Origin of the sequence: Sphingobium sp. LB126, from assembly GCF_002795205.1 — a bacterium.
Classification (GTDB): domain Bacteria; phylum Pseudomonadota; class Alphaproteobacteria; order Sphingomonadales; family Sphingomonadaceae; genus Sphingobium; species Sphingobium chungbukense.
In genome coordinates this window covers 965,343-985,740 of the sequence record NZ_NETV01000002.1, presented here as the reverse complement: position 1 = coordinate 985,740, position 20,398 = coordinate 965,343, and the positions used below count along the sequence as shown (strand labels likewise).

Genomic DNA, 20,398 nt, shown 5'->3' with positions numbered 1-20,398 from the left:
GGCATGAACGTTATCGTGATCTATCATAATCCTGGCTGTGGGACGTCGCGCAACACGCTTGCGCTCATCCGCAATGCAGGCATCGAGCCGCATATCATCGAATATCTGAAATGCCCGCCGACGCGGGCGCTGCTCGCCGAGATGATCGAGCGTGCGGGCCTTACGCCGCGCGCCTTGCTCCGCGAGAAGGGGACGCCCTTTGCCGAACTGGGCCTTGGCGATGCCAGCCTGAGCGATGATGCGCTTCTGGACGCCATGATGGCGCATCCGATCCTCATCAACCGCCCATTGGTGGCCACGCCGCTCGGCGTTCGGTTGTGCCGCCCGTCCGAGACCGTGCTCGACATTCTGCCCGATGCGCAGCGTGGGCCCTTCGCCAAGGAAGATGGCGAATTGGTGATAGATGCGGCCGGACGGCGCGTGCGCTGACATGGGGACTTTCGAACGCTATCTCTCGCTCTGGGTCGGGCTCTGCATTCTTGTCGGGATCCTTCTCGGGCAGGCCGTCCCCGGCGCCTTCGCCGCGATCGCATCAGCCGAAATGGCACAGGTGAACCTCGTCGTGGCCGCGCTCATCTGGCTGATGATCGTGCCCATGCTGCTGAAGATCGATTTCGGCGCGCTCGGTTCGGTTCGCCGGCACTGGCGAGGCGTGGGCGTGACGCTGTTCGTCAACTGGGGCGTCAAGCCATTCTCGATGGCTGCGCTGGGCACGCTCTTTCTCGGCTGGCTCTTCGCGCCGTTGCTGCCGGCCGATCAGATCCAGTCCTATATCGCCGGCCTGATCCTGCTGGCCGCCGCACCCTGCACGGCCATGGTTTTCGTCTGGTCGAACCTGTGCGACGGCGAGCCGAACTACACGCTCAGTCAGGTTGCCCTGAACGACCTGCTGATGGTCTTCCTGTTCGCGCCCCTGGTTGCCCTGCTGCTGGGCGTGGCTTCCGTCACCGTGCCATGGGACACGCTGCTGCTTTCGGTCGGGCTGTACATCGTGGTGCCGGTCATCGTGGCGCAGGCCATTCGCCGGACGCTTCTCGCCTCGGGTGGCCAGGCCGCGGTGGATCGGCTTCTCGCCGGTCTCGGGCCGGTCTCGCTCGTGGCGCTGCTGGCCACGCTGGTCCTGCTCTTCGGCTTTCAGGGCGGGCAGATCGTAACGCAGCCGATCGTCATCGCCCTCATCGCCGTGCCCATCCTGATCCAGGTCTATCTCAATGCCGGCATTGCCTATTGGCTGTCGCGCCGACTGGGTGTCGCCTGGTGCGTTGCCGCGCCCGCCGCACTGATCGGCGCTTCCAACTTCTTCGAACTCGCCGTCGCGGCGGCCATCTCGCTCTTCGGCCTCAACTCCGGAGCGGCGCTTGCGACGGTCGTCGGCGTGCTGGTCGAGGTGCCGGTGATGCTCTCCGTGGTCGCGATCGTGAAGCGCAGCCGCCCATGGTATGAAAGGAGTCTCTTTTCGTGAGCCGTGTCCGCCCGCTGCCCGACCCCGACCATCTCCCCGCGCTCGATCCTGAATATGCACTCGCGCGCCCGGCGCTGGGCTTTGGCGACGATCAGCCCCCACCGCGCATCCTGCTGCTCTACGGCTCGCTGCGCGAACGATCCTTTTCGCGCTTCGCGGTAGAGGAAGCGGCGCGCCTGCTGCGCTTCTTCGGGGCGGAAACCCGCATATTCGATCCCTCGGATCTGCCGCTGCCTGATCAGGTCGCGGGCGACGATCATTCGGCCGTGCATGAACTGCGCGAGCTATCGATGTGGTCGGAAGGGCAGGTGTGGTGCAGCCCCGAACGGCACGGCCAGATCACCGGCATCATGAAAGCGCAGATCGATCACCTGCCGCTGGAAATGAAGGGCATGCGCCCGACGCAGGGACGAACGCTGGCGGTCATGCAGGTGTCTGGCGGCTCGCAGTCGTTCAACGCGGTCAACACGCTCCGCCTGCTCGGGCGCTGGATGCGCATGTTCACCATCCCGAACCAGTCGTCCGTCGCCATGGCCTACAGGGAGTTTGACGAAGCGGGCCGCATGAAGCCCTCCAGCTATTATGACCGCATCGTCGACGTGATGGAAGAACTGGTCCGGATCACCGTGCTGATGCGAACTCATTCAGGGCAGCTTGTCGATCGATATTCCGAGCGTAAGGCAGCCGGCATCAGGATCGACCCGGCAGCGGATCGGGCAAGGGCCGCGCTGAACGATGGGGCCTGAGTGTATCGGGCGATTTGGGGAATCGACCCAATCCGGTCGCTTCACCGGGTAGCGGTGCTCCCAGTCCGTTGCCGACAGCGCGCAACGTCGGCAGTTGCATCACCTCATTTCCAACATTCAGCTTCCTGACGACGCGATGACGTATCCGCCCACTCCGATCACCACGGCGGCAAATCCGCGCTCCAGCAATCCCTTGCTGGTGCCAAGCTTCTTGCCTAGCGCAATGCCTGCGATTGTCCCGCCGACCCCGCCCGCCACCAGCAGCGCCGTCACCCCCCAGTCGACCAGCCCGGACATGGCATAGGAGGTCGCCGTAGTCAGCCCCAGCGCACTGACGACAACAAGCGACGTGCCGATGGCGAAGGGCAGCGGCATTGCCGTTGCGAGGATCAATCCCGGCACAATCAGGAACCCGCCTCCGATCCCGAAAAAGCCGGCGGCCAGACCAACGCCCAGCCCGATCGGAACCAGTCGCGGCAACAGGATGGCGGCACTGTCCCGCGTCAAGCGCACATCGGGCGCTTCCGCCGTGCGACGCTTGCGCAGCATCGACAGGCCGACCCCGATCATCAGCAGCCCGAACAGCACCAGGAGCCGCCGGCCGTCGACCGCCTTGCCAAGCTCGGCCCCCAGTGCGGCGCCTGTCATCCCCGATACCGCGAACACGCCCGCGCATCGCCACTTGACCCGCCCGGCCCGCGCATGACCGATCAGGCTGGCGAGCGCATTGGCCGTGACCGCGACCGCCGCCGTACCGATTGCGGCATGCGGCGATCCGATGCCGACGACATAGACCAGCAGCGGCACCGCGAGGATCGATCCACCCCCGCCGACCAGGCCAAGGATCAGACCGATCACGCCGCCGGATGCGAGCGTGGCAAGGATGGTGGCGGTATCCATGATCGCCTCAGACCGCGGTGCGCCGGTTCCAAGGCATCACCCGCAACAGGTTGGCCATACCGCACCACCCCGTCACGCCTGCGAACATCAGGCCTGCGCCGACGAACGCCGACAGGCCGAAAAAGCCCGGCGCGACGAACAGCCCCAGCAGCACACCGGTCAGCACCAGTGCGCCGGCCGTGATCTGGACCTGCCGCATGATCTCCAGCGGCTGCGACCGATCGGTCACGGTGGGCTGTCCCTCCCGGCGCCACGCGTCGATGCCGCCGGCGAGAATATAGGCCGGGGCATCGCCCGCAGCCTCGCCAAGCTGCGCCGCGTTGGCGGCGGTGCGCATCCCGGACTTGCAGTGGAACACCACCGGGCGCCCATCGCACGGCAGATCGCAGATCCGGTCGAGCGGCACGTTGATCGCGCCCGGGATGCGCTCCCGCGCATGTTCATCCGGACTGCGAATGTCGATCAGCCGCGCACCGGTGTCGATCGCGGCACGGGTGCTGGCCGGGGAAAGCGTCGGAATCGTCATCGCATCAATCCTTGCAATAGAGCGTGTAGAGGGTGGCGAGGAGGGTCTCGACACGGACGTCCGCAATGGCATACCAAAGCGTCTGGCTTTCCCGCCGATAGGTGACGAGGCCTTCGTCGCGCATCTTGGCCAGGTGCTGCGAACAGGCCGACTGCGACAAGCCGACATCGCGTGCTAGGTCGCCGACCGTCACTTCGCCATGTTCGACCAGCTGGACACCTCGAAAAACCGGTGGCGTCTGACGGCTTGAGGTGATTCACTGCGCGTACGCGACAGCGGAGGCAGAGATGGCAGTACAGCCGGGTTTCTTTGATCTTTCGGACCGATACGAGGCGCTGAGCGCGGCGGGCGATCCCCTGGAACGGTTGTCCGCCGTGGTGGACTTCGAGCTATTCCGGGGACCGCTGGTGGCCGCGCTGCGACGCGGCCCTCGTAACAAGGGCGGACGACCGCCGTTCGATCCGGTGCTGATGTTCAAAATCCTGGTTCTACAGGCATTGTATTCGCTGTCCGACGAGGCGACCGAGTTCCAGATCAAGGACCGGCTTTCGTTTCAGCGCTTCCTGGGCGTTGGCCTGGAAGGCACCGTGCCCGATGCCACCACGGTCTGGCTGTTCCGCGAACGGCTTGTGAAGGCCAAAGCAATCGACCGGCTGTTCGTGCGCTTCGATACCGCTCTCAAGGATCGGGGCTATCTGGCCATGGGCGGGCAGATCATCGACGCTACCGTCGTGCCCGCGCCCAAGCAACGCAATACTCAGGAGGAGAAGGCGGCGATCAAGGAAGGCCGGATCCCTCAGGACTGGAACCCCGCCAAGACCCGACAGAAAGACCGCGATGCGCGCTGGTCGATCAAATATACCAAAGCCAAGGTCAGGGAAGGCGACGATCCTAAGGCGACAAAGCCGGTCGATCTGGCCATCCCGATGTTCGGCTATAAAAACCATATCGGCATCGATCGGGTCCACGGACTGATCCGCACCTGGGATGCGAGCGCCGCCAATGCCCATGATGGCGCGCGACTGCCCGATCTGATCAGCAAGGAGAACACCGCCTCAGGCGTTTGGGCCGATACCGCCTATCGATCCAAGAAGAACGAGGCGTTTCTCGCCAGGGGCATGTTCACCAGCAATATCCACCAGAAGCGCCTGCCCAAGCGGCCGCTGCCCGAACGGATAGCCAGGGCCAATGCAAGGCGCTCAAAGGTCCGCGCCGCCGTGGAGCATGTCTTTGCCGGGCAGAAACACCGCATGGGCCTCGTCGTCCGCACCATCGGCATCGCTCGCGCCAGGATCAAGATCGGCATGGCCAACCTGGTCTATAATTTCCAGCGTCTCGCCTGGATCGAGGGCAGAGCTGCGCCTGCATGACATGGAATTGGCGCCCAGAACTCCGCCGACACGGCGATCACCCCGCCAATGCCGCCGAAGCGGTGCCTTTCATCAGCGCCGCGTGCCCCTTCCTACGCCATCAGACCAAAATCACCCGGTTTTTCGAGGTGTCCAGCTTGCACAACAGCATCAGCCGGCGCACGTTGCCGATCGCCTTCAGCGTGTCGGCCACCTGTTCGGCTTTTGCCTCGAATGTCGCCAGGTCCATCGGCGGCTTGTTCATCATCACCACTCCATTAGCTATTGCTAATATAGTAATATCTAATATATTGGCAATAGCTAATGGAGGATGTTTATGACGCAGCCTTTCATCGAGGCGTTTTTTGACGCGCCGACCAATACGATCAGCTACCTTGTGGGTGACCCCGCGACACGGATTGCGGCAGTGATCGATCCGGTGCTGGACTTCGACATGGCGAGCGGCATCGCCGATACACGTTCGGCCGAGCGGATTCTTGATTGCGCGCGCGATAACGACTGGCGGATCGCGATGGTGCTCGAAACGCACGCCCATGCCGATCACCTGTCGGCCGCTCCCTTCATCAAGGCGCATAGCGGCGCCTGGATCGGGATCGGCGCGCATATCCGCGACGTGCAGAAAATCTTCCGTCCCGTCTTTGCGATGGACGATCTGAAGACGGACGGATCGGACTTCGATCGCCTGTTCGAGGATGGCGACCGCTTTGCAATCGGTACGCTGGAGGTTGAGGTACTGCATGTCCCTGGTCACACGCCCGCCGACATTGCCTATCGCATCGGCGAGGTGGCGTTCGTCGGGGACACGCTGTTCATGCCTGATTACGGCACGGCGCGCGCCGACTTCCCCGGCGGGGATGCACGCACGCTCTACCGCTCGATCCGCCGCTTGCTGGCGCTACCCGACGCGACGCGGCTGTTCCTATGCCACGACTACAAGGCGCCGGGCCGCAATGAGTATCGGTGGGAAACGACGGTAGGTGAACAGCGCCGGTCGAGCGTCCACGTCCATGACGGCGTGAGCGAAGACGATTTCGTGGCGATGCGCGAGCAGCGTGATGCGGGGCTGTCAGTGCCCAAGCTGCTGCTGCCCTCGATCCAGGTCAACATCCGCGCAGGGCGCTTCGACGAGGCGGACGCGAACGGCGTCACCTATCTGCGCATCCCCGTGAAGTGGAAGCGGAATTGAAGTTCGGGAACGGGAAGGGGCAGTGCCGTTTCTCCATCCTTTTCAAGGAAGACATAGGACCCTTTGACGCGAATCTTGCCGGTTGGCCCTTTGGGTGATGGGTTGCTCATCTTCGCCGGAGAGACGCGCCTCGATTCCGGGTAAGGGCTGGCCGAGGGAGCGGGACCCGTTCACAATCGGGCGCTGTCGCTTTCCTTGATCGCCGCTTCGATCATGGCCGCGAGGGTTTCCTCCGCCCGGGCACGAGCAGCATTGTCTTTGCCTGCAAGGTCATGGCGGATCCATGCAGGTGCGTGCTCCAGCACGTTGAGGATGGTCTGTAAAAGGGTTGCGCTCATTCGTTGCGCTATGCTGATTGCCGCAGGATTGGCAAGCAAAAGGCGCAGGCGGTCAACCGCTACCGGACTTCGATCGTATCGATGCCGGTCTTTTCGGGAAATCGAGACCCAGTGCCGGTCGGCGACTACCGCAAAACGTCACAAATCGCTGCAAACCTGCACTATAAACGATCCATCCTCAGCCAGTTCGGATCACCCGCCCAGGCCTTCTGCAAGGCAGCCTCGGCGGCGGCGGCATGCACCGCGCGCCCCAACGCCCGCTGCGCTGAAGCCACGCCATAGAGCGCCCAGCCGTTATTGGGCGAGCGCGCCAGGGCGGCGGTGAATGCGGTCAGGGCTTCGTCGTAACGGCGCTGGCGATACAGCACGCCTCCCAGCGATTGATGGACCGGATAATACCAGTAGGGCGGTTCCATATAGGGAAGCTTGTCCTCGATCAGGATGGCCTCGCGAAAGAGCTTCTCCGCATCGCCATAGCGGCGATTGGCATAAGCCCAGCGGGCCCGCGCCACCGTTTCCGCAAGCTGGATGAGATCGCGCGCGGGAACGCCCTGGTCGATCATCGGCTGCACGCCATCGCCCAGACGCAGCGCGCGCAGCTTCGTCATCTCCTGGTCGAATCCTGCCCGGTTCCGCTGCTGGGCATAGGCCAGCGCGCGGGCATAGTGGCGCATGGCGTTGGCATAAGGCAGCCGCGCATCGGGCGCCCGCATGGCGAGGATCTGCCTGGGTGCCGCGAATTGCGCCGCCGCGAAATAGGGCGCTGCGTGGATCGCCTGGACCCACGCGATCTTCGCGCTGGTGGACGGGTCGAGTATCTGATCCAGCCGCCCAGCCTCGCGAATGGCGGTCGCCATGTCGCCGGCCATCTGCGCCGAGGTGACGATGAAGTGGACATTGTGCGGATAATAGCCGTAGCGGACCAGCCCCCTGTCCCCGCTTGCCCTGATCCATTCCTCGTCGGCGCGCGCGGCGGCGATATTGACGCGCATGGAATCCTTCCAGCGGCCGACGCGATAATAGATATGCGCCGGCATATGGACCAGATGAGCCGCCTGCGGCGCGAGCGGTGTTGCGAGCCGGTCGGCTGCGGCTTCAGCACGCTTGGGGTCGGGCCCATTCTCCATCAGATGAATGTAGAGATGCGCCGCCTGCGGATGATCGGGGTTCCGCGCAAACACCGCCTCGACCAGCCCGACCGCTTCCCCCAGCCGCGGCTGGGGCGTGCGCCCGTCAGCCAGCCAATAATCCCATGGCCGCGTGTTCATCGCCGCTTCCGCAGCAAGCAGCGCGATGTCGTCATTGGCCGGCTCAGCCGTTGCCGCTGCCAGCATGGCGTCGGCATAGGCGGCATCGAGCGCGGCGCGATCCACGTTCGGATCGGCCGAATAGCGTTTCATCATTGCCGCCGTCAGCACCTGTTCGGCAGGCGTCGCCTTGCGCGCGAGCCATTCGGCATAGCGCGCCAGGCCGACGGCCCGCGCATTGGTGGCGGGGTCCATCGGTGCATTGATATTGGGACCATGGGCCAGCGCTTCGCCCCAGAAGCACATGGCGCAGCCGGGATCGAGCCGCTGCGCTTCGCGGAACGACGCGATCGCGCCTGCATGATTGAAGCCGTAGGCCATTGCCAGCCCCTGGTCGAAATAGCGCTGCACGATCGGATTGGCCGTCGTGATGGGAAAGTGGACTTTCCCCATATCGTCATAGAGCGGCGTGCGGGCATCGGGGGCCGATGGAACAAGCGCCGCCGCCGTGGAAAGCATGGAGCGCATCGATCCGCTGGCTCTCTCCCTGCCGCCGCAAAGGCCGCGCGCCATAGTGGTGGGGTCGAGGAGGGCGAGCAGCCCGGATGAGTATGGCTGCTGCGGGGCCGGTGTGACACTCAACAGCATGCCCGCCGCCAAGGCGAGGGAAAGCGAATGCACAATCCTCTTCATCGCCATCTCCTGCAATTCAGAGCCAGTCGATGGTCGCGTTACATATCATAATTCCTGCCGATTCTTCAGCGCGACTTCTTCTTGAACTCGTCCACATTCAGCGATGGCGTGTCGCGGCTGGGCAACGCCCAGTCCATCTGACCCTGACATGCAGGGAATGCCAGTGTCTGCGGTGAACGGCTGGAACTGTGACTTTCCCTCATGTCGGCTGGCAGAATTCAAGCATGGCGACCGGATATCCGGGTGGGAGGGGGGAATCTATGGCGGGGAAGGCGTCGTTTGCCTCGGTTCGGCGCCCTTGTCGTAGCTTAGAGCGGCCTGTCCCCTCTTATTGAGGACAGACGATCATCGCGCAATCTGCCAGTTCCATCGAGAGGCGGCCGACCGCGTGATTGCGGACCGGCTGGCCCGTTGCGGACGCCGACATGCAATCCGGCAAAGATCGAGATGAGCTACCCATGCTTGATACAAGGCAGAAATTCGATGTCATCATCATCGGCTTTGGACCGAGCGGCGCTGCGCTTGCCCATCTGCTGGGACTGTCCGGCCTTAGCGTGCTGGTTCTGGAACGCGATGGCGGTATCTACAATGTCCCGCGCGCGGTGCACTTCGACGATGAGGTGATGCGCGTCTTCCAGACGATCGGGGTTGCGGATGCCGTGGCGGCGGAAGCGCGGGTCAATGTCGGCATGCGCTTTGTCGATCCGGACGGGAACCTGCTGCTCGACTGGTCGCGGCCGCAGGATATCGGCCAGCATGGATGGCATGCGAGCTACCGCTTCCATCAGCCGACCTTGGAAGCGGTACTGAACGACGAAATCTTGAAATATTCCAACGTGAAACTGCGTCGGCGATGCGAGGCGTTCCTGGTCGAGGACCGGGGAGACGAAGCCCTTGTCCGATACGAGGACATGGCGACCGGGCAGATCATCGAGGCGTGGGGTGCCCAGGTCGTCGGGTGCGATGGCGCGCGCTCCCTGCTCCGCCGCTTCATCGGCTCCGGGATGGAGGACCACGGCTTTCACGAAAGATGGCTGGTCGTCGATGTCCTGCTGAACAGCGACAGGCCTGACCTTGGCGATCATTCAATTCAGTACTGCCACCCGCAGCGGTCGATGACCTATGCACGGCAGCCGGGAAACCGGCGGCGCTGGGAAATCAGGTTGCTCCCGGATGAGCAGGACTATTCGATCGGCCGGCCCGACCGCATCTGGACCTTGCTGTCGCGCTGGATCAAGCCGGACGAGGCGGAAATCGAGCGCGTGGCGGCCTATAGCTTCCATTCGCTGGTGGCGGAGCGGTGGCGGCGGGGGCGGCTCTGGATCGCGGGTGATGCCGCTCACCAGACGCCCCCTTTCATGGGACAGGGAATGTGCGCCGGGATTCGCGATGTCGCCAATCTTGCCTGGAAACTCGTGCTCGCGATCGGAGGCAAGGCCGACGACGAGCTGCTCGACAGCTATCAGTCGGAGCGTAAACCCAATGTGACAAAATATATCACCACGGCGGTCGGGTTGGGCGGCCTGATAAACGCCAGCGATCCCGGCGCGGCGCTGCGGATGGCGCAGGCCTCTGGAGAGGGCGGGGGGAGAATGAAGAGCCTGGTTTCCGAACTCGGCCCTGGCCCCGGCGCTGGCCCGCATAGAGGGCGCATATTCGGACAACCCAGTCTGCGCGACGGAGTCCGGATGGACGATGCGGTCGGCTATGCCATGGCGCTGGTCGCGGATGCCGAACTTGCTCGAGAGATTGGTTCGGTTCCGGGTCTGCAAGTCATCTCCCCGCGCGAAGCGCCGGGGATCGAGGAAGAGCTGTCGCGTCTTGGCATACGCGCGGCATTATTGCGGCCGGACCGATATATTCTCGCGACCGCAAACAGCGGTCCCGAATTGAACGCCGTGCTGGCGACGCCTGCAATCGCAGCGCTGCTTTCGTCGCGGCCGGCGCGCATCAAGGAATGACGGAGAAGTAGAATGAAACTGGCAACATTGCGCTCCCCCTCGTCACGCGACGGCAATCTGGTGATCGTCAGCCGCGACTTGCGCCACGCCGTGCGTGTCCCCGATATTGCAGCCACGTTGCAACAGGCGCTGGACGACTGGAGCCGAACGGAAGCCCTGCTGCGTTCGCGGGCCGAGGCGCTCGAGGCGGGAACGCTCGAAGATGCCTTCGATTTCGATCCAGCCGCGGCGGCCGCGCCGCTTCCGCGCGCCTATCAATGGTGCGACGGATCGGCCTATCTCTCGCACGCCGAACTGGTGCGGCGGGCGCGTAACGCCGAAATGCCCCAGTCGCTCTATCATGATCCGCTCATCTATCAGGGTGGCGGCGATCGCATGGCGGGTCCGCGTGATCCGATACTGATCGCCGACGAAGCCTGGGGGATCGATCTGGAAGCCGAAATCGCGGTCATCACCGATGATGTTCCCATGGGCGTCAGCGCGGACGAGGCGGCCCGGCATATCCTTCTGGTCACGATCCTCAACGATGTCAGCCTGCGCAATCTCATCCCCGGTGAACTGGCCAAGGGGTTCGGCTTCTTCCAGTCGAAACCCGCGACGGCTTTCGCCGCGGTGGCGGTCACGCCCGATGAACTGGGCGACGCGTGGGACGGGCGCAAACTCGCATTGCCGCTCAGAAGCTGGGTGAACGACCGCTGGTTGGGCGAACCCAATGGCGGCCACGACATGAACTTCGACTTTGCCGCACTCATCGCCCACGCGGCGAAGAGCCGGGAACTGGGCGCGGGCACGATCGTCGGTTCGGGCACGGTATCCAATCGGGACCGGGCGGTCGGATCGTCCTGCCTGGCCGAAGTCCGGATGCTGGAAACCATCGATAGCGGCAAACCGGAGACCCAATTCCTGCGTTTCGGCGACCGGGTGAAGATCGACATGACCGATGTCGCGGGCGCCAGCATTTTCGGCACGATAGAACAAACGGTCGTCCGCTACGAGCCAGCGGGATGACCGGCGGCGAGATCATCGGACTGGGCTATATCGGCGCGCGCACGGCTTCGCTGGACGATTGGCGGCAGTTCGGCACCCATCTGCTCGGCATGCAGGTGCTGCCGCTGTCCGGCGGCCGGATCGGCCTGCGTATGGATCAGGCAACCCACCGACTGGCTGTGCGCGAAGCGGCCGGCGAGGGTGTCGACTATTATGGCTGGGAGGTGCGCGACGCGCAGGCGCTACAATCACTTGCGGCGCGGCTGGAGGCGCACGGCAGGGCTGTTTCCGCCATGCCGCCGGCGCTCTGTGAAGATCGAGGAGTGGCGGACGGCTTCACGACGACCGATCCGGAAGGGAACGTGCTCGAATTCTTCCATGGCCGGGCGCTCGCCAACACAGACTTTGTGCCGGGGCGACCGATAGAAGGCTTCCGGACTGGCTCGCTGGGTATGGGGCACGCGGTCCTCAACGTCAGCCGGATCGAGCCATTGCTGCCTTATTATCGCGATCTGCTCGGCTTCCGGCTGAGCGACTATACGCTCGCGCCTTTCAAGGCCTTCTTCTTTCACGTCAACACCCGCCATCACAGTCTCGCGATGATCGAGAACGGCCATGCCGGGATGCACCATCTGATGGTCGAACTGGACGGCTTCGACGACGTCGGCCAGGGCTATGATCTGGCGCAGATCGAACCGGGCCGTGTCGCCGCCACGCTGGGGCGGCACTCGAACGATCATATGACGTCCTTCTACATGCGAACGCCGTCCCGGTTTCTGATCGAATATGGCTGGGGCGGCCGGGATATCGATCCGGATCGATGGCAACCGAGCGAGATGCGATGCGGCCCGAGCCTGTGGGGGCATGATCGCGACTGGCTGTCGGACGAGATGAAAGCCGAGGCGCGGCGGCTGCGGCTGGAGGCGGCAAGGCACGGCATGCGTGCCTCCCTGAGGGTTGCGTCTGCCGCCGGACACACCCTGCCGTGATCGCAATAGTGCAAGTCAAAGAGCGCCGCGTTTGCACCGCATCGCCCCAGCGCGACCGGGAGTAGGGAGATGCCATTGCGTTTTGTCGAGCCTGCCGCTGAATATTATCGCGTCCCCCTCACGATCCGGCACCTCCTCGACGGTGTGCTGACCAAAGCGGGAGACCAGCGCATCCTCTATCGCGATCAGGTCGACCTCAGCTACCGCGAATTTGTCGGCCGCGTCGGGCGCCTTGCGTCGCTCCTCGAAGCCGTCGGTGCGAAGCCGGGCATGACGGTGGCGGTCATGGATTGGGACAGCCACCGTTATCTGGAGGCTTATTTCGCCGTGCCGATGATGGGCGCAGTGCTCCAGACCGTGAACATCAGGCTGCCGCAGCCGCAGATCGCCTATACGTTGCAGCATGCCGAGGCTGAAATCCTCCTCGTCCATCGCGACTTTTTCCCCATCGTCGAGGCGCTCCTGCCCTTGCTGCCCCAGGTCAAGGCGATCGTCGCGATCATGGACAACGGATTTGACGCCGTGCCGGCCTGGGCGGTCGGCGAATATGAGGCAATGTCGGCGGCATCATCACCCGATTATCCCTTCGAGGATTTCGACGAGAATGCCGTCGCCACGACATTTTACACCAGCGGCACGACCGGCAATCCCAAGGGCGTCTGTTTCACCCACAGGCAGCTTGTCCTGCATACGCTGGCGATAAGCGCGCCGTTCGGCGCTTCGGACGCTGCCCCGTGGATCGGCGTGGGCGATGTCTACATGCCGCTGACGCCGATGTTCCATGTCCATGCGTGGGGTTTCCCCTATATTGCGACGATGCTTGGCCTGAAACAGGTCTATCCTGGACGCTATGAGCCGCAGACGATCTGCGCGCTCCGCGAGATTCACAGGATCAGCTATTCCCACTGTGTTCCCACCGTGCTCGAGATGGTGCTCAATGCCGCGGAAGACCAAGGCGCTGATCTGGCGGGTTGGAAGGTAACGATCGGCGGATCGGCATTGACCAGGAACCTGCTTGCCAGGGGGCACGCCCATGGCATGTTGCTCGGCGCGGCCTATGGCATGTCGGAAACCTGTCCGGTCGTGGCAGCCGCCGGACGGCGCGGACCGCCCGCCGATGTGGGTGAGGCGGGCGTGCCCGACGCATTGACCCTGGCGGGCGTATCGGCGCCGCTTGTCGAGGTGCGGATCGTCGATGAAGACATGAACCCGGTGCCCCCTGACGGGCGGACACGCGGGGAGGTCGTTTTGCGATCTCCCTGGCTGACCCCGCTTTACACCGGAGACCAGACGGCAACGGCTGCTTTGTGGCGGGGCGGCTGGATGCACACGCAGGATATCGCCACCATCGACTCTGTGGGACAGGTGCAGATCCGGGACCGGTTGAAGGATGTGGTCAAGACCGGCGGTGAATGGGTCGATTCCCTTCAGTTGGAGGAAATTGTCGCAACAGGCGAAGGCATCGCCGAGGCCGCCGTGATTGCAGTGCCCGATGCAAAATGGGGCGAGCGTCCGCTGGCCGTGGTGGTGCCCACGCCTGGCACCATCCCGACGCTCGACAGCATCAACGCCCCGGTCGATTACGCCATTTCCCAAGGGCTTATCACGCGCTATGCCAGGCTCGACCGGTTCGAGGTGGTGGATCAGCTCCCGCGGACCAGCGTCGGGAAGATCGACAAGAAACGCCTGCGCGCCCGTCATGCCGAGGGGGCATCGTCCTGACCGGAGTTAAGAAGCTGACCCTTGAGAGCAGGCTCATTCGCCCGCGCACAAGCCTGGATATCATGGCAGGAAGCGGGCCGCGGCTACGATCCTGCTAGGCCGAAAAGGCGCCACCTTCCTGGATACGGCAGATCGAGAAGAGCTGCCCTCGCGAGGATATGCCGAGCTTCTGATAAGCCCTTTGCCGATATGTCACCACGCTGTTGGCGCTTACCCCGATATTTTCCGCGATTGCCTCGGCTTTCCGGCCGGCGAGCATGCCGAGGCAAACCTGCCTTTCCCGTTCGGACAGAACCGCGAGTGGCAAGGGAAATTCTGGCGGCTTCAACCGCGCGAAATGGGTTGCCAGCATTCTGCCGATCAGTTGGTATAATTCCGTCGGAATGCTATCGAGCGCGATCGACGAAACCGAACTGGGATCGCGGGCAAGATAGAGGTTCAGGATCATCCGGCGCGAGTCCTGCGCCAGGAGGATCGCCGTCTTGGTTCGAAAGCCGGGTGCGCCGAAGAACATGGATACATATTTCTCGTCCAGTTCGGGCAGGAGCGACTCCAGCCTGACGACGGCGCATTCGCCATCTTCCATGGCTCTGGCGCGCTTGAACAGCGGGTCTTCCCGAAACCACCCGTCGACATAGGCAGCGGCCAAGGTGCCGCCCCTCTCCTCGGAGAGGAAATTCCGGCTGAGCAGGCAGTTGGCCATGTCCGCTTCATAGCTGAAGGCCGTGACCTGCGCGGCACCGACCTGCAACACGAATTCGAGGAAGAATTCGGTGAACGCGTCACGACCTATCGAAGAAATGCACTTCGATACGGAATCGAGCAAACTTCCATCAAAGGAAACCAAACCGCGCGGATTGCTCGTCTGCGTTGCTATAGCCATCGACGCTTCATACAGAATCGCCGCTGCCTTGCCCATCCTCATCACGCAAGCCCGAGCGCGTTGTACACAGCGCTGTGCAACAAATCCCGAGGCATATCCGCGGCAGGCGGGAAGCGCTGCGTCATGAATACGACGCTGAGATCATGCTTCGGATCGATCCAGAAGGTCGTGCTGCAACCGCCGCCCCAGCTATATTCTCCCGGAAACGCCGGTACGCCGTTGGCAGGCGGACGAAGCACCACGGCGCCGCCGAGCCCGAAACCCATTCCGTCACCGGCTCCGCCCAGGCCCCACTTCGCGAGCTCGGGCAGCTCTTCGAGTTGGTCGGGCAGGAGGTGATTGGAGAGTATCGCGTGTGCTGACTGGGCCGACAGGATGCGCGCACCCCCAAACTCACCCTTTCGCAACAGCATTTCGGCGAAGCGACCATAGTCATCGACAGTGGAAATGAGGCCGCCGCCGCCGGCGAGACCGGGAACCGGCTTCAGCCGAGGGCTGTCAGCGCCGCTTTCGGCCAGTTCCAAGCCGCCGCCTTCCTTCGGACGATAAAGGGAGGCAAGCCGGTGAGACTTGCCTGGCTCGACCCAGAAGACCGTGTCATCCATCTTCAGCGGATCGAAGACCCGCCTTCTCAGAAAATCATCGAGCCTTTGCCCGCTCACGCGCTCGATCAGGATGCCGGCAACCTCGAAGGACATGCTGTAATGCCATCGCGTGCCGGGCTGCGCGACAAGAGGAAGCTCGCCCAGGACACGCGCAAGGCCATCGAGACCTCCGAAAAGGGGATCGTATCGCCAGCGGTCCTGGTTGATGCCGGGGTCTGCGGCATAGAGCGCACCGACCGGATTGCCCGACTGGAACCAGTAGGAAAAGCCGGCTGTGTGCGTGAGCAGATGTTTGACGGTCAGGATGTGAGCCGGGGAGGGGCGAGTGGCATCACTGGCTTTGTCCGCATAAACGCCGAGGCCGGCAAACTCCGGAATATGATCGACGACGGCGTCATCCAGGCTGAGTGCACCGTCATCGATCAGAACCATTGTCGCGGCAGCGATGACCGGCTTGGTCATCGAGAAGAGCCGAAACATGGAATCTCGCGCTATGGGCGTGCCGTTCGCGATATCGCTGAAACCGGACTGATGGTAGAATATCTCCTGGCCCGACCGGTGGATCACGACATTGGCGCCGGGCAGTTGCTGCGAATCCACCAATTCATCGAGCAAAGCGGCGACCTCGCCAAAATCTGCACGCCCTGTTTCACTCCGCATGAGTCATCCTTTGCACCCTGATCTACGGGCTCGCTTGATTGCAGGTCAGAACTTCACGCCGAGCGTTACGCCATATGTCCGGGGCGCCCCAAGATGCCGGAACACGCCCTGATTGGCCTCGCCGATGCCGGTGGCATAGACTTCGTTCGTCAGATTCTTACCCCAGAAGCGTAAGGAAAGATGGTCGCTTGGTTCGGTCCATTGGACGGAAGCATTCAAAAGGCCATAGGCGGGCTGAAAGGCGAAATTGTCGGCGGACGCGTACCAGCGGCTCGAATAGGAGTAAAGGACGCTGAACGCGAGTGCACCTTGAGCCAGTTCGGTCTTGTAGTTCGCACCGGCATTAAAGGACCAGGTCGGCGATTGCCCCACCCGATTGCCTTTGGCAGACAGGGTGCAGAAACTTCCCGGAGCAGTGACGCAACCAGAAAAGCCGTTGAAATAGGGCGCATTGTCGTAAGAGCTGAACCGGCCATGCAGATAACCCAGGCCGCCATTGAGCGAGAATCCATTCCCCAAGGCGAGGTCCGCATCGAAATCGATGCCATAGATTTTGGCAGCCGCGCCATTGCCGATCAGGCTGTTACCTCCGGCATAGTTGGTCACCTGTATATTGGAATAATTATAGTGGAATGCGGCGATGTTCAGCCTTAGCCGCCGGTCCAGCAGCTCGGTCTTCAGGCCCACCTCCGCAGCCTTGATCTGCTCTGGCTTATAGGGAGGGTTCGCCGACGAGTTCAGATTATAGCCGCCGCTCTTGAACCCGGTATTGTAGCTGACATAGCCTAGGATATCGGGCGTGAATTTGTGATCCAGCGCAATGCGATAGTTGAACCGCGTAAAATCGATTTTTCCGGGAAAGCCGGCCACAGGCAGAGGGTGGACCGCCGCGATGACGCCCCCGGCGACGATACTCTCCGTCCCGCTGATTTCCCTTTTCTCATGAGTCAGGCGTCCGCCCAGCGTAAGGGTCGTGTCGTCCAATATCTCATAGCTTGCCTGGCCGTAGGCGGCCAGCGACCGGGTCGTCACCCTGTTGTTCAGCAGGATGGCGGCGGACACGCCCGGAATGAAGGAGACCGGCGCGGCAAGCTCGATGCTGACATCGTCATATCCGTCCTTGGCATCAAAGAAATACGCTCCGGCCACCCATTTGAGCGGTCCCGCGCCGGTGGATGAGAGTTGGAATTCCTGGCTGATCTGCCTGGCGCGAACAGGTCCGCCATCGGTGCCGCAGCAACTGATCAGTTGCACCGGCGTCAGATCGAGATCCAGCTCGAACATATATCGGCTCTTGCGATAGGCCGTGATGCTCTGCAGCGCCACGGCCCCCAGATCCTGGTTGATCTGGAGCGAGATGCCGCCCGAACGCAATCGGCTGTCGCCCTGGACATTGCTGTTGGTGTCGAAGGCGCCGCCAAGCGGGAATGGCCCGCCGAAAAAGGGATTGTTGAAGCTCTGCGGATAGCCCGGATAGGCATGTTGCACGTCGGTTGCCTTCCGGTCGGCATAATCGACGGCCAGGCGTATCTTCGTCCTGTCGCCGGGTTCGAACAGCAGCTTCGAACGAACCGCGAAGTCGTGATCGGTGCGGTTGACGTCGCGGCCGTTGAAAAGATTGGTTCCCCACCCTTCGCCCTGATGCTCGTAACGCACCGCCAGGTCGGCCGCCACGCGATCCCCTAATCCGGCGGTGAGATAAGCATTGGCGGTAAGCTTCTCATAATTGGCATAGCTCAGGTCCAGCGCCATCGAAGGATCATATTTGGGATCCTTGGTGATGACATGGATCAGGCCGCCCGTGGCGTTGCGCCCGAACAAAGTCCCCTGTGGGCCCTTGAGCACCTCCACCCGCTCGATATTGTTGAGCGTGAGCAGGGACGACGTGCCGCTCGCGATATAGACGCCGTCGACATAGAGCGCGACCGGATTTTCCACGCCGGGTCCGGAAAAGTCGGTGCCGACACCGCGAATATGGGGTTGGATCGTGCCGGCAACCTGGGTCAGGGAGAGGTTCGGCGTCACGGCACCAAGATCGGCCGCGTTTGAAATACCCGTGGCTTCCAGCCGCGCCGAGGTCACAGCCGTGATCGCAACCGGGACATCCTGAAGATTTTCAGATCGCTTCTGGGCCGTGACGACTATGTCTTCCAGACTGCCGGCGTCCGCGTTCCCCTGCGCATAAGCTGGGCAGGCGCCGATCGCGATCGGCGCAGCCGTGATAAGAAGCGTTGTGATTTTGCGAAACATCGTCATCCCCTCTTTTCGACTTGTATTAGCCGCGCTGGCGGCGCGATACCGCTGGCGCATGCGGCTTTGATTGCGATCCTGCGCACATTGGCTCGGTGGCCGGTTTCCCATATCCGGCGACGAGCGTCTGTCCTCAATTAGAAGGGACAGACGGCAGGGCCGTGCATGACTAGGCCTGATCGCAATGGATGACCGCCCCAGCGCGAGCGGACATGCGGAGGAGGTGTCAGGTGGCGGAGTTGACGTATGAAGCGGCGAACATGGTGGAGCAAGATCTCGGAGCGGTGACCTATCCGCTTCCAGAGGGAATCGTGGTCGATCGTGATGTTCGCGTCCGGATGCGTGACGGTGTTCACCTTGAAGCGACGATATACCGGCCTATTGCGGAAGGCCGGTATCCGGTGGTCATGTGCGTGACGGCCTATGGCAAGGATTTTGGCCCTGCCGACTATTCGACACTGCCCAAGATCAAGGCCGCGGGTATGGCGGTCGGCACGATGCACATCTGCGAGGCGACGACCTGGGAAGGGCCGGATCCGGGCTTCTGGGTGCCCAATGGTTATGTCGTGATGGTTGCCGATCCCCGCGGCTATTATGGGTCGGAGGGTGAACCCGGCGTCTACTCCGAGGAAGACGCGTATGACTATGCGGAATTGATCGAGTGGGCAGGCGTTCAGCCATGGAGCAACGGCTCGGTCGGGCTTCACGGTGTTTCCTATCTCGCCTGCAACCAGTGGATGGTCGCCTCCAAGACAAGACCTTCCCACCTGAAAGCCATTGTTCCGTGGGAAGGGGCGAGCGATTTCCTGCGCGATGTCATAGAGCCGGGTGGCGTGCCGGAAACCCGCTTTCTGGGCGGCTATTATGCCGGTTCGCTTGCCCGCGGAGCCGGCATGGGCATTGCAGAGACCGGACCCGCGATGATGGACCATACCGCGCGCCATCCGTTCGAGCTTGAGAATATCGATGTGCCCGCGCTCATCTGCGCGTCCTGGTCCGATCACGGCCTGCATACGCGGGGCTCGATCGAGGGGTTCATGCGTATCGCCTCGGAACAGAAATGGCTCTACACGCATGGCGGCAACAAATGGGAAGTCTATTACAGCCCTGAAGCGGTCGAGTGGCAGAAATCCTTCTTCGACCATTTCCTCAAGGGCGAAGATAATGGTTTTCAAGACCGTCCGCGTGTCCGGTTGGAAGTGCGCGCGACCAAGGAGCGGGTCGAGGTTCGCAGCGAGACCGCCTGGCCGCTTGAGAGCACGAAGTTCACGCCGATATATCTGGACCCGGCGCGTAAGGCGCTCGTCACGTCCATGCCGGGGCAGACCGGGTCCGTTGCCTATGACTCCGAAGCAAAGCAGTCGATAGAGTTCGACCTCGCCTTCGACCGCCGGACTGAAGTGACTGGCCCCATGGTGCTCAAACTATGGGTATGCGCCAAAGATACCGACGATCTTGATCTGTTCGCGGCCGTCCGGAAATTTGATCGCCACGGGCAGGAAGTGTTTTTCTGTGGCAAGGACGGGTTCCGATCGGGCGTGGTGGCGCTCGGCTGGCTGCGCGCGTCGAGACGGCATCTCGATCCGCTGCGATCCAGACCGTGGCGGCCATTCCAGAGCTTGGAACGGACGGAGAAGCTGCGCCCCGGCGAAGTCGTTCCCGTTGAGCTGGAGATCTTGCCCTCCAGCACCCTTTTCGAGCCCGGCGAAACCCTGCGGCTTGCCATAAGCGGCCGTGACATCGTTGAATTTTCACGCTTCGGGCATGACGACAGCGTCAATCAGGGCCGGCATGAAATTCTTACCGGCCCGCATCACCCTTCGCATCTACTCGTCCCATTTGTCTGATCCGACGCGACGGATCTGCCGATACT

17 protein-coding genes and 2 pseudogenes are annotated in these 20,398 nt (G+C 62.7%); 10 read left to right on the top strand and 9 right to left on the bottom strand.

Annotated elements, in window-relative coordinates:
- The first annotated feature begins 3 nt into the window (after positions 1-3).
- The 3 genes from arsC to arsH are packed head-to-tail and all read left to right on the top strand — an operon-like array spanning position 4 to position 2,208.
- The gene (arsC, locus tag CAF53_RS20495; RefSeq protein WP_100239408.1) at positions 4-429 is read left to right on the top strand and encodes an arsenate reductase (glutaredoxin); all 426 of its coding nucleotides are present in this window, start codon (positions 4-6) and stop codon (positions 427-429) included.
- A 1-nt stretch (position 430) separates the two neighbouring features.
- Entirely contained in the window at positions 431-1,462 is a 1,032-nt protein-coding gene (gene arsB / locus CAF53_RS20490; RefSeq protein WP_197707500.1) for an ACR3 family arsenite efflux transporter, read from the top strand.
- Complete coding sequence (arsH, locus tag CAF53_RS20485) at positions 1,459-2,208, top strand: arsenical resistance protein ArsH (RefSeq protein WP_100239407.1); 750 nt, start codon at positions 1,459-1,461, stop codon at positions 2,206-2,208. The genes arsB and arsH overlap by 4 nt, the downstream gene beginning before the upstream one ends.
- A gap of 117 nt (positions 2,209-2,325) precedes the next feature.
- Here arsH and CAF53_RS20480 read toward each other — a convergent pair whose 3' ends face one another.
- From CAF53_RS20480 to CAF53_RS20470, 3 genes and pseudogenes are all read right to left on the bottom strand, one after another.
- Positions 2,326-3,108 (bottom strand): sulfite exporter TauE/SafE family protein, encoded by a 783-nt coding sequence (locus CAF53_RS20480; protein ID WP_100239406.1) that lies wholly within the window; start codon positions 3,106-3,108, stop codon positions 2,326-2,328.
- Between the two features lie 7 nt (positions 3,109-3,115).
- Positions 3,116-3,634 (bottom strand): rhodanese family protein, encoded by a 519-nt coding sequence (locus tag CAF53_RS20475; protein WP_100239405.1) that lies wholly within the window; start codon positions 3,632-3,634, stop codon positions 3,116-3,118.
- A 4-nt stretch (positions 3,635-3,638) separates the two neighbouring features.
- Positions 3,639-3,848: pseudogene (locus tag CAF53_RS20470) on the bottom strand (helix-turn-helix domain-containing protein); the annotation flags it as partial.
- A gap of 73 nt (positions 3,849-3,921) precedes the next feature.
- Here CAF53_RS20470 and CAF53_RS20465 point away from each other — a divergent pair.
- Positions 3,922-5,004 (top strand): IS5-like element ISSsp126 family transposase, encoded by a 1,083-nt coding sequence (locus CAF53_RS20465; protein ID WP_100238210.1) that lies wholly within the window; start codon positions 3,922-3,924, stop codon positions 5,002-5,004.
- A gap of 133 nt (positions 5,005-5,137) precedes the next feature.
- Here the strand turns inward: CAF53_RS20465 and CAF53_RS20460 are convergent.
- Positions 5,138-5,251 (bottom strand): annotated as a pseudogene (locus CAF53_RS20460) (transcriptional regulator); the annotation flags it as partial.
- Between the two features lie 69 nt (positions 5,252-5,320).
- Between CAF53_RS20460 and CAF53_RS20455 the strand changes: the two are divergent.
- Positions 5,321-6,190: an MBL fold metallo-hydrolase gene (locus tag CAF53_RS20455; protein WP_046764347.1), complete on the top strand. Its 870-nt coding sequence runs from the start codon at positions 5,321-5,323 to the stop codon at positions 6,188-6,190.
- Between the two features lie 170 nt (positions 6,191-6,360).
- Here CAF53_RS20455 and CAF53_RS27600 read toward each other — a convergent pair whose 3' ends face one another.
- Both CAF53_RS27600 and CAF53_RS20450 read right to left on the bottom strand, forming a co-directional pair.
- Positions 6,361-6,528: a DUF6771 family protein gene (locus CAF53_RS27600; protein WP_197707499.1), complete on the bottom strand. Its 168-nt coding sequence runs from the start codon at positions 6,526-6,528 to the stop codon at positions 6,361-6,363.
- A 161-nt stretch (positions 6,529-6,689) separates the two neighbouring features.
- A complete protein-coding gene (locus CAF53_RS20450) occupies positions 6,690-8,468 on the bottom strand; it encodes a tetratricopeptide repeat protein (protein WP_100239587.1) in 1,779 nt (592 codons plus the stop codon).
- A 458-nt stretch (positions 8,469-8,926) separates the two neighbouring features.
- On the opposite strand from CAF53_RS20450, the gene CAF53_RS20445 reads away from it, so the two are divergent.
- From CAF53_RS20445 to CAF53_RS20430, 4 genes are all read left to right on the top strand, one after another.
- Positions 8,927-10,429, top strand: coding sequence for a bifunctional 3-(3-hydroxy-phenyl)propionate/3-hydroxycinnamic acid hydroxylase (locus tag CAF53_RS20445; protein ID WP_100239404.1), 1,503 nt, complete (start codon positions 8,927-8,929; stop codon positions 10,427-10,429).
- 12 nt (positions 10,430-10,441) lie between these two features.
- Positions 10,442-11,437, top strand: coding sequence for a fumarylacetoacetate hydrolase family protein (locus CAF53_RS20440; RefSeq protein WP_100239403.1), 996 nt, complete (start codon positions 10,442-10,444; stop codon positions 11,435-11,437).
- Positions 11,434-12,405 carry a VOC family protein gene (locus CAF53_RS20435; protein WP_100239402.1) on the top strand — a complete coding sequence of 324 codons (972 nt, stop codon included), beginning with the start codon at positions 11,434-11,436 and terminating at the stop codon, positions 12,403-12,405. The genes CAF53_RS20440 and CAF53_RS20435 overlap by 4 nt, the downstream gene beginning before the upstream one ends.
- Positions 12,406-12,474: 69 nt before the next feature.
- Positions 12,475-14,127, top strand: a complete 1,653-nt coding sequence (locus tag CAF53_RS20430) for a fatty acid--CoA ligase (protein ID WP_100239401.1) — start codon at positions 12,475-12,477, stop codon at positions 14,125-14,127.
- A 94-nt stretch (positions 14,128-14,221) separates the two neighbouring features.
- Here CAF53_RS20430 and CAF53_RS20425 read toward each other — a convergent pair whose 3' ends face one another.
- The 3 genes from CAF53_RS20425 to CAF53_RS20415 all read right to left on the bottom strand — a co-directional run bounded on the left by CAF53_RS20425 (position 14,222) and on the right by CAF53_RS20415 (position 18,525).
- Complete coding sequence (locus CAF53_RS20425) at positions 14,222-14,953, bottom strand: helix-turn-helix transcriptional regulator (protein ID WP_157801319.1); 732 nt, start codon at positions 14,951-14,953, stop codon at positions 14,222-14,224.
- Between the two features lie 98 nt (positions 14,954-15,051).
- The gene (locus CAF53_RS20420; protein ID WP_100239399.1) at positions 15,052-16,275 is read right to left on the bottom strand and encodes a serine hydrolase domain-containing protein; all 1,224 of its coding nucleotides are present in this window, start codon (positions 16,273-16,275) and stop codon (positions 15,052-15,054) included.
- 45 nt (positions 16,276-16,320) lie between these two features.
- Entirely contained in the window at positions 16,321-18,525 is a 2,205-nt protein-coding gene (locus CAF53_RS20415) for a TonB-dependent receptor (RefSeq protein WP_197707498.1), read from the bottom strand.
- Between the two features lie 230 nt (positions 18,526-18,755).
- Between CAF53_RS20415 and CAF53_RS20410 the strand changes: the two genes are divergently transcribed.
- On the top strand, positions 18,756-20,372 hold the full coding sequence (locus tag CAF53_RS20410) for a CocE/NonD family hydrolase (protein WP_197707497.1): 1,617 nt from the start codon (positions 18,756-18,758) through the stop codon (positions 20,370-20,372).
- The last annotated feature ends 26 nt before the right edge of the window (positions 20,373-20,398 follow it).

What these genes read in the sequence shown, in the direction of transcription:
- CAF53_RS20455 (WP_046764347.1), top strand. Translation starts at nt 5,321, where the DNA reads ATGACGCAGCCTTTCATCGAGGCGTTTTTTGACGCGCCGACCAATACG.
- arsC (WP_100239408.1), top strand. Translation starts at nt 4, where the DNA reads ATGAACGTTATCGTGATCTATCATAATCCTGGCTGTGGGACGTCGCGC.
- CAF53_RS20420 (WP_100239399.1), bottom strand. Translation starts at nt 16,275, where the DNA reads ATGCGGAGTGAAACAGGGCGTGCAGATTTTGGCGAGGTCGCCGCTTTG.
- CAF53_RS20480 (WP_100239406.1), bottom strand. Translation starts at nt 3,108, where the DNA reads ATGGATACCGCCACCATCCTTGCCACGCTCGCATCCGGCGGCGTGATC.
- CAF53_RS27600 (WP_197707499.1), bottom strand. Translation starts at nt 6,528, where the DNA reads ATGAGCGCAACCCTTTTACAGACCATCCTCAACGTGCTGGAGCACGCA.
- CAF53_RS20450 (WP_100239587.1), bottom strand. Translation starts at nt 8,468, where the DNA reads ATGAAGAGGATTGTGCATTCGCTTTCCCTCGCCTTGGCGGCGGGCATG.
- arsB (WP_197707500.1), top strand. Translation starts at nt 431, where the DNA reads ATGGGGACTTTCGAACGCTATCTCTCGCTCTGGGTCGGGCTCTGCATT.
- CAF53_RS20475 (WP_100239405.1), bottom strand. Translation starts at nt 3,634, where the DNA reads ATGACGATTCCGACGCTTTCCCCGGCCAGCACCCGTGCCGCGATCGAC.
- CAF53_RS20435 (WP_100239402.1), top strand. Translation starts at nt 11,434, where the DNA reads ATGACCGGCGGCGAGATCATCGGACTGGGCTATATCGGCGCGCGCACG.
- CAF53_RS20465 (WP_100238210.1), top strand. Translation starts at nt 3,922, where the DNA reads ATGGCAGTACAGCCGGGTTTCTTTGATCTTTCGGACCGATACGAGGCG.
- CAF53_RS20430 (WP_100239401.1), top strand. Translation starts at nt 12,475, where the DNA reads ATGCCATTGCGTTTTGTCGAGCCTGCCGCTGAATATTATCGCGTCCCC.
- CAF53_RS20415 (WP_197707498.1), bottom strand. Translation starts at nt 18,525, where the DNA reads ATGTTTCGCAAAATCACAACGCTTCTTATCACGGCTGCGCCGATCGCG.
- CAF53_RS20440 (WP_100239403.1), top strand. Translation starts at nt 10,442, where the DNA reads ATGAAACTGGCAACATTGCGCTCCCCCTCGTCACGCGACGGCAATCTG.
- CAF53_RS20445 (WP_100239404.1), top strand. Translation starts at nt 8,927, where the DNA reads ATGCTTGATACAAGGCAGAAATTCGATGTCATCATCATCGGCTTTGGA.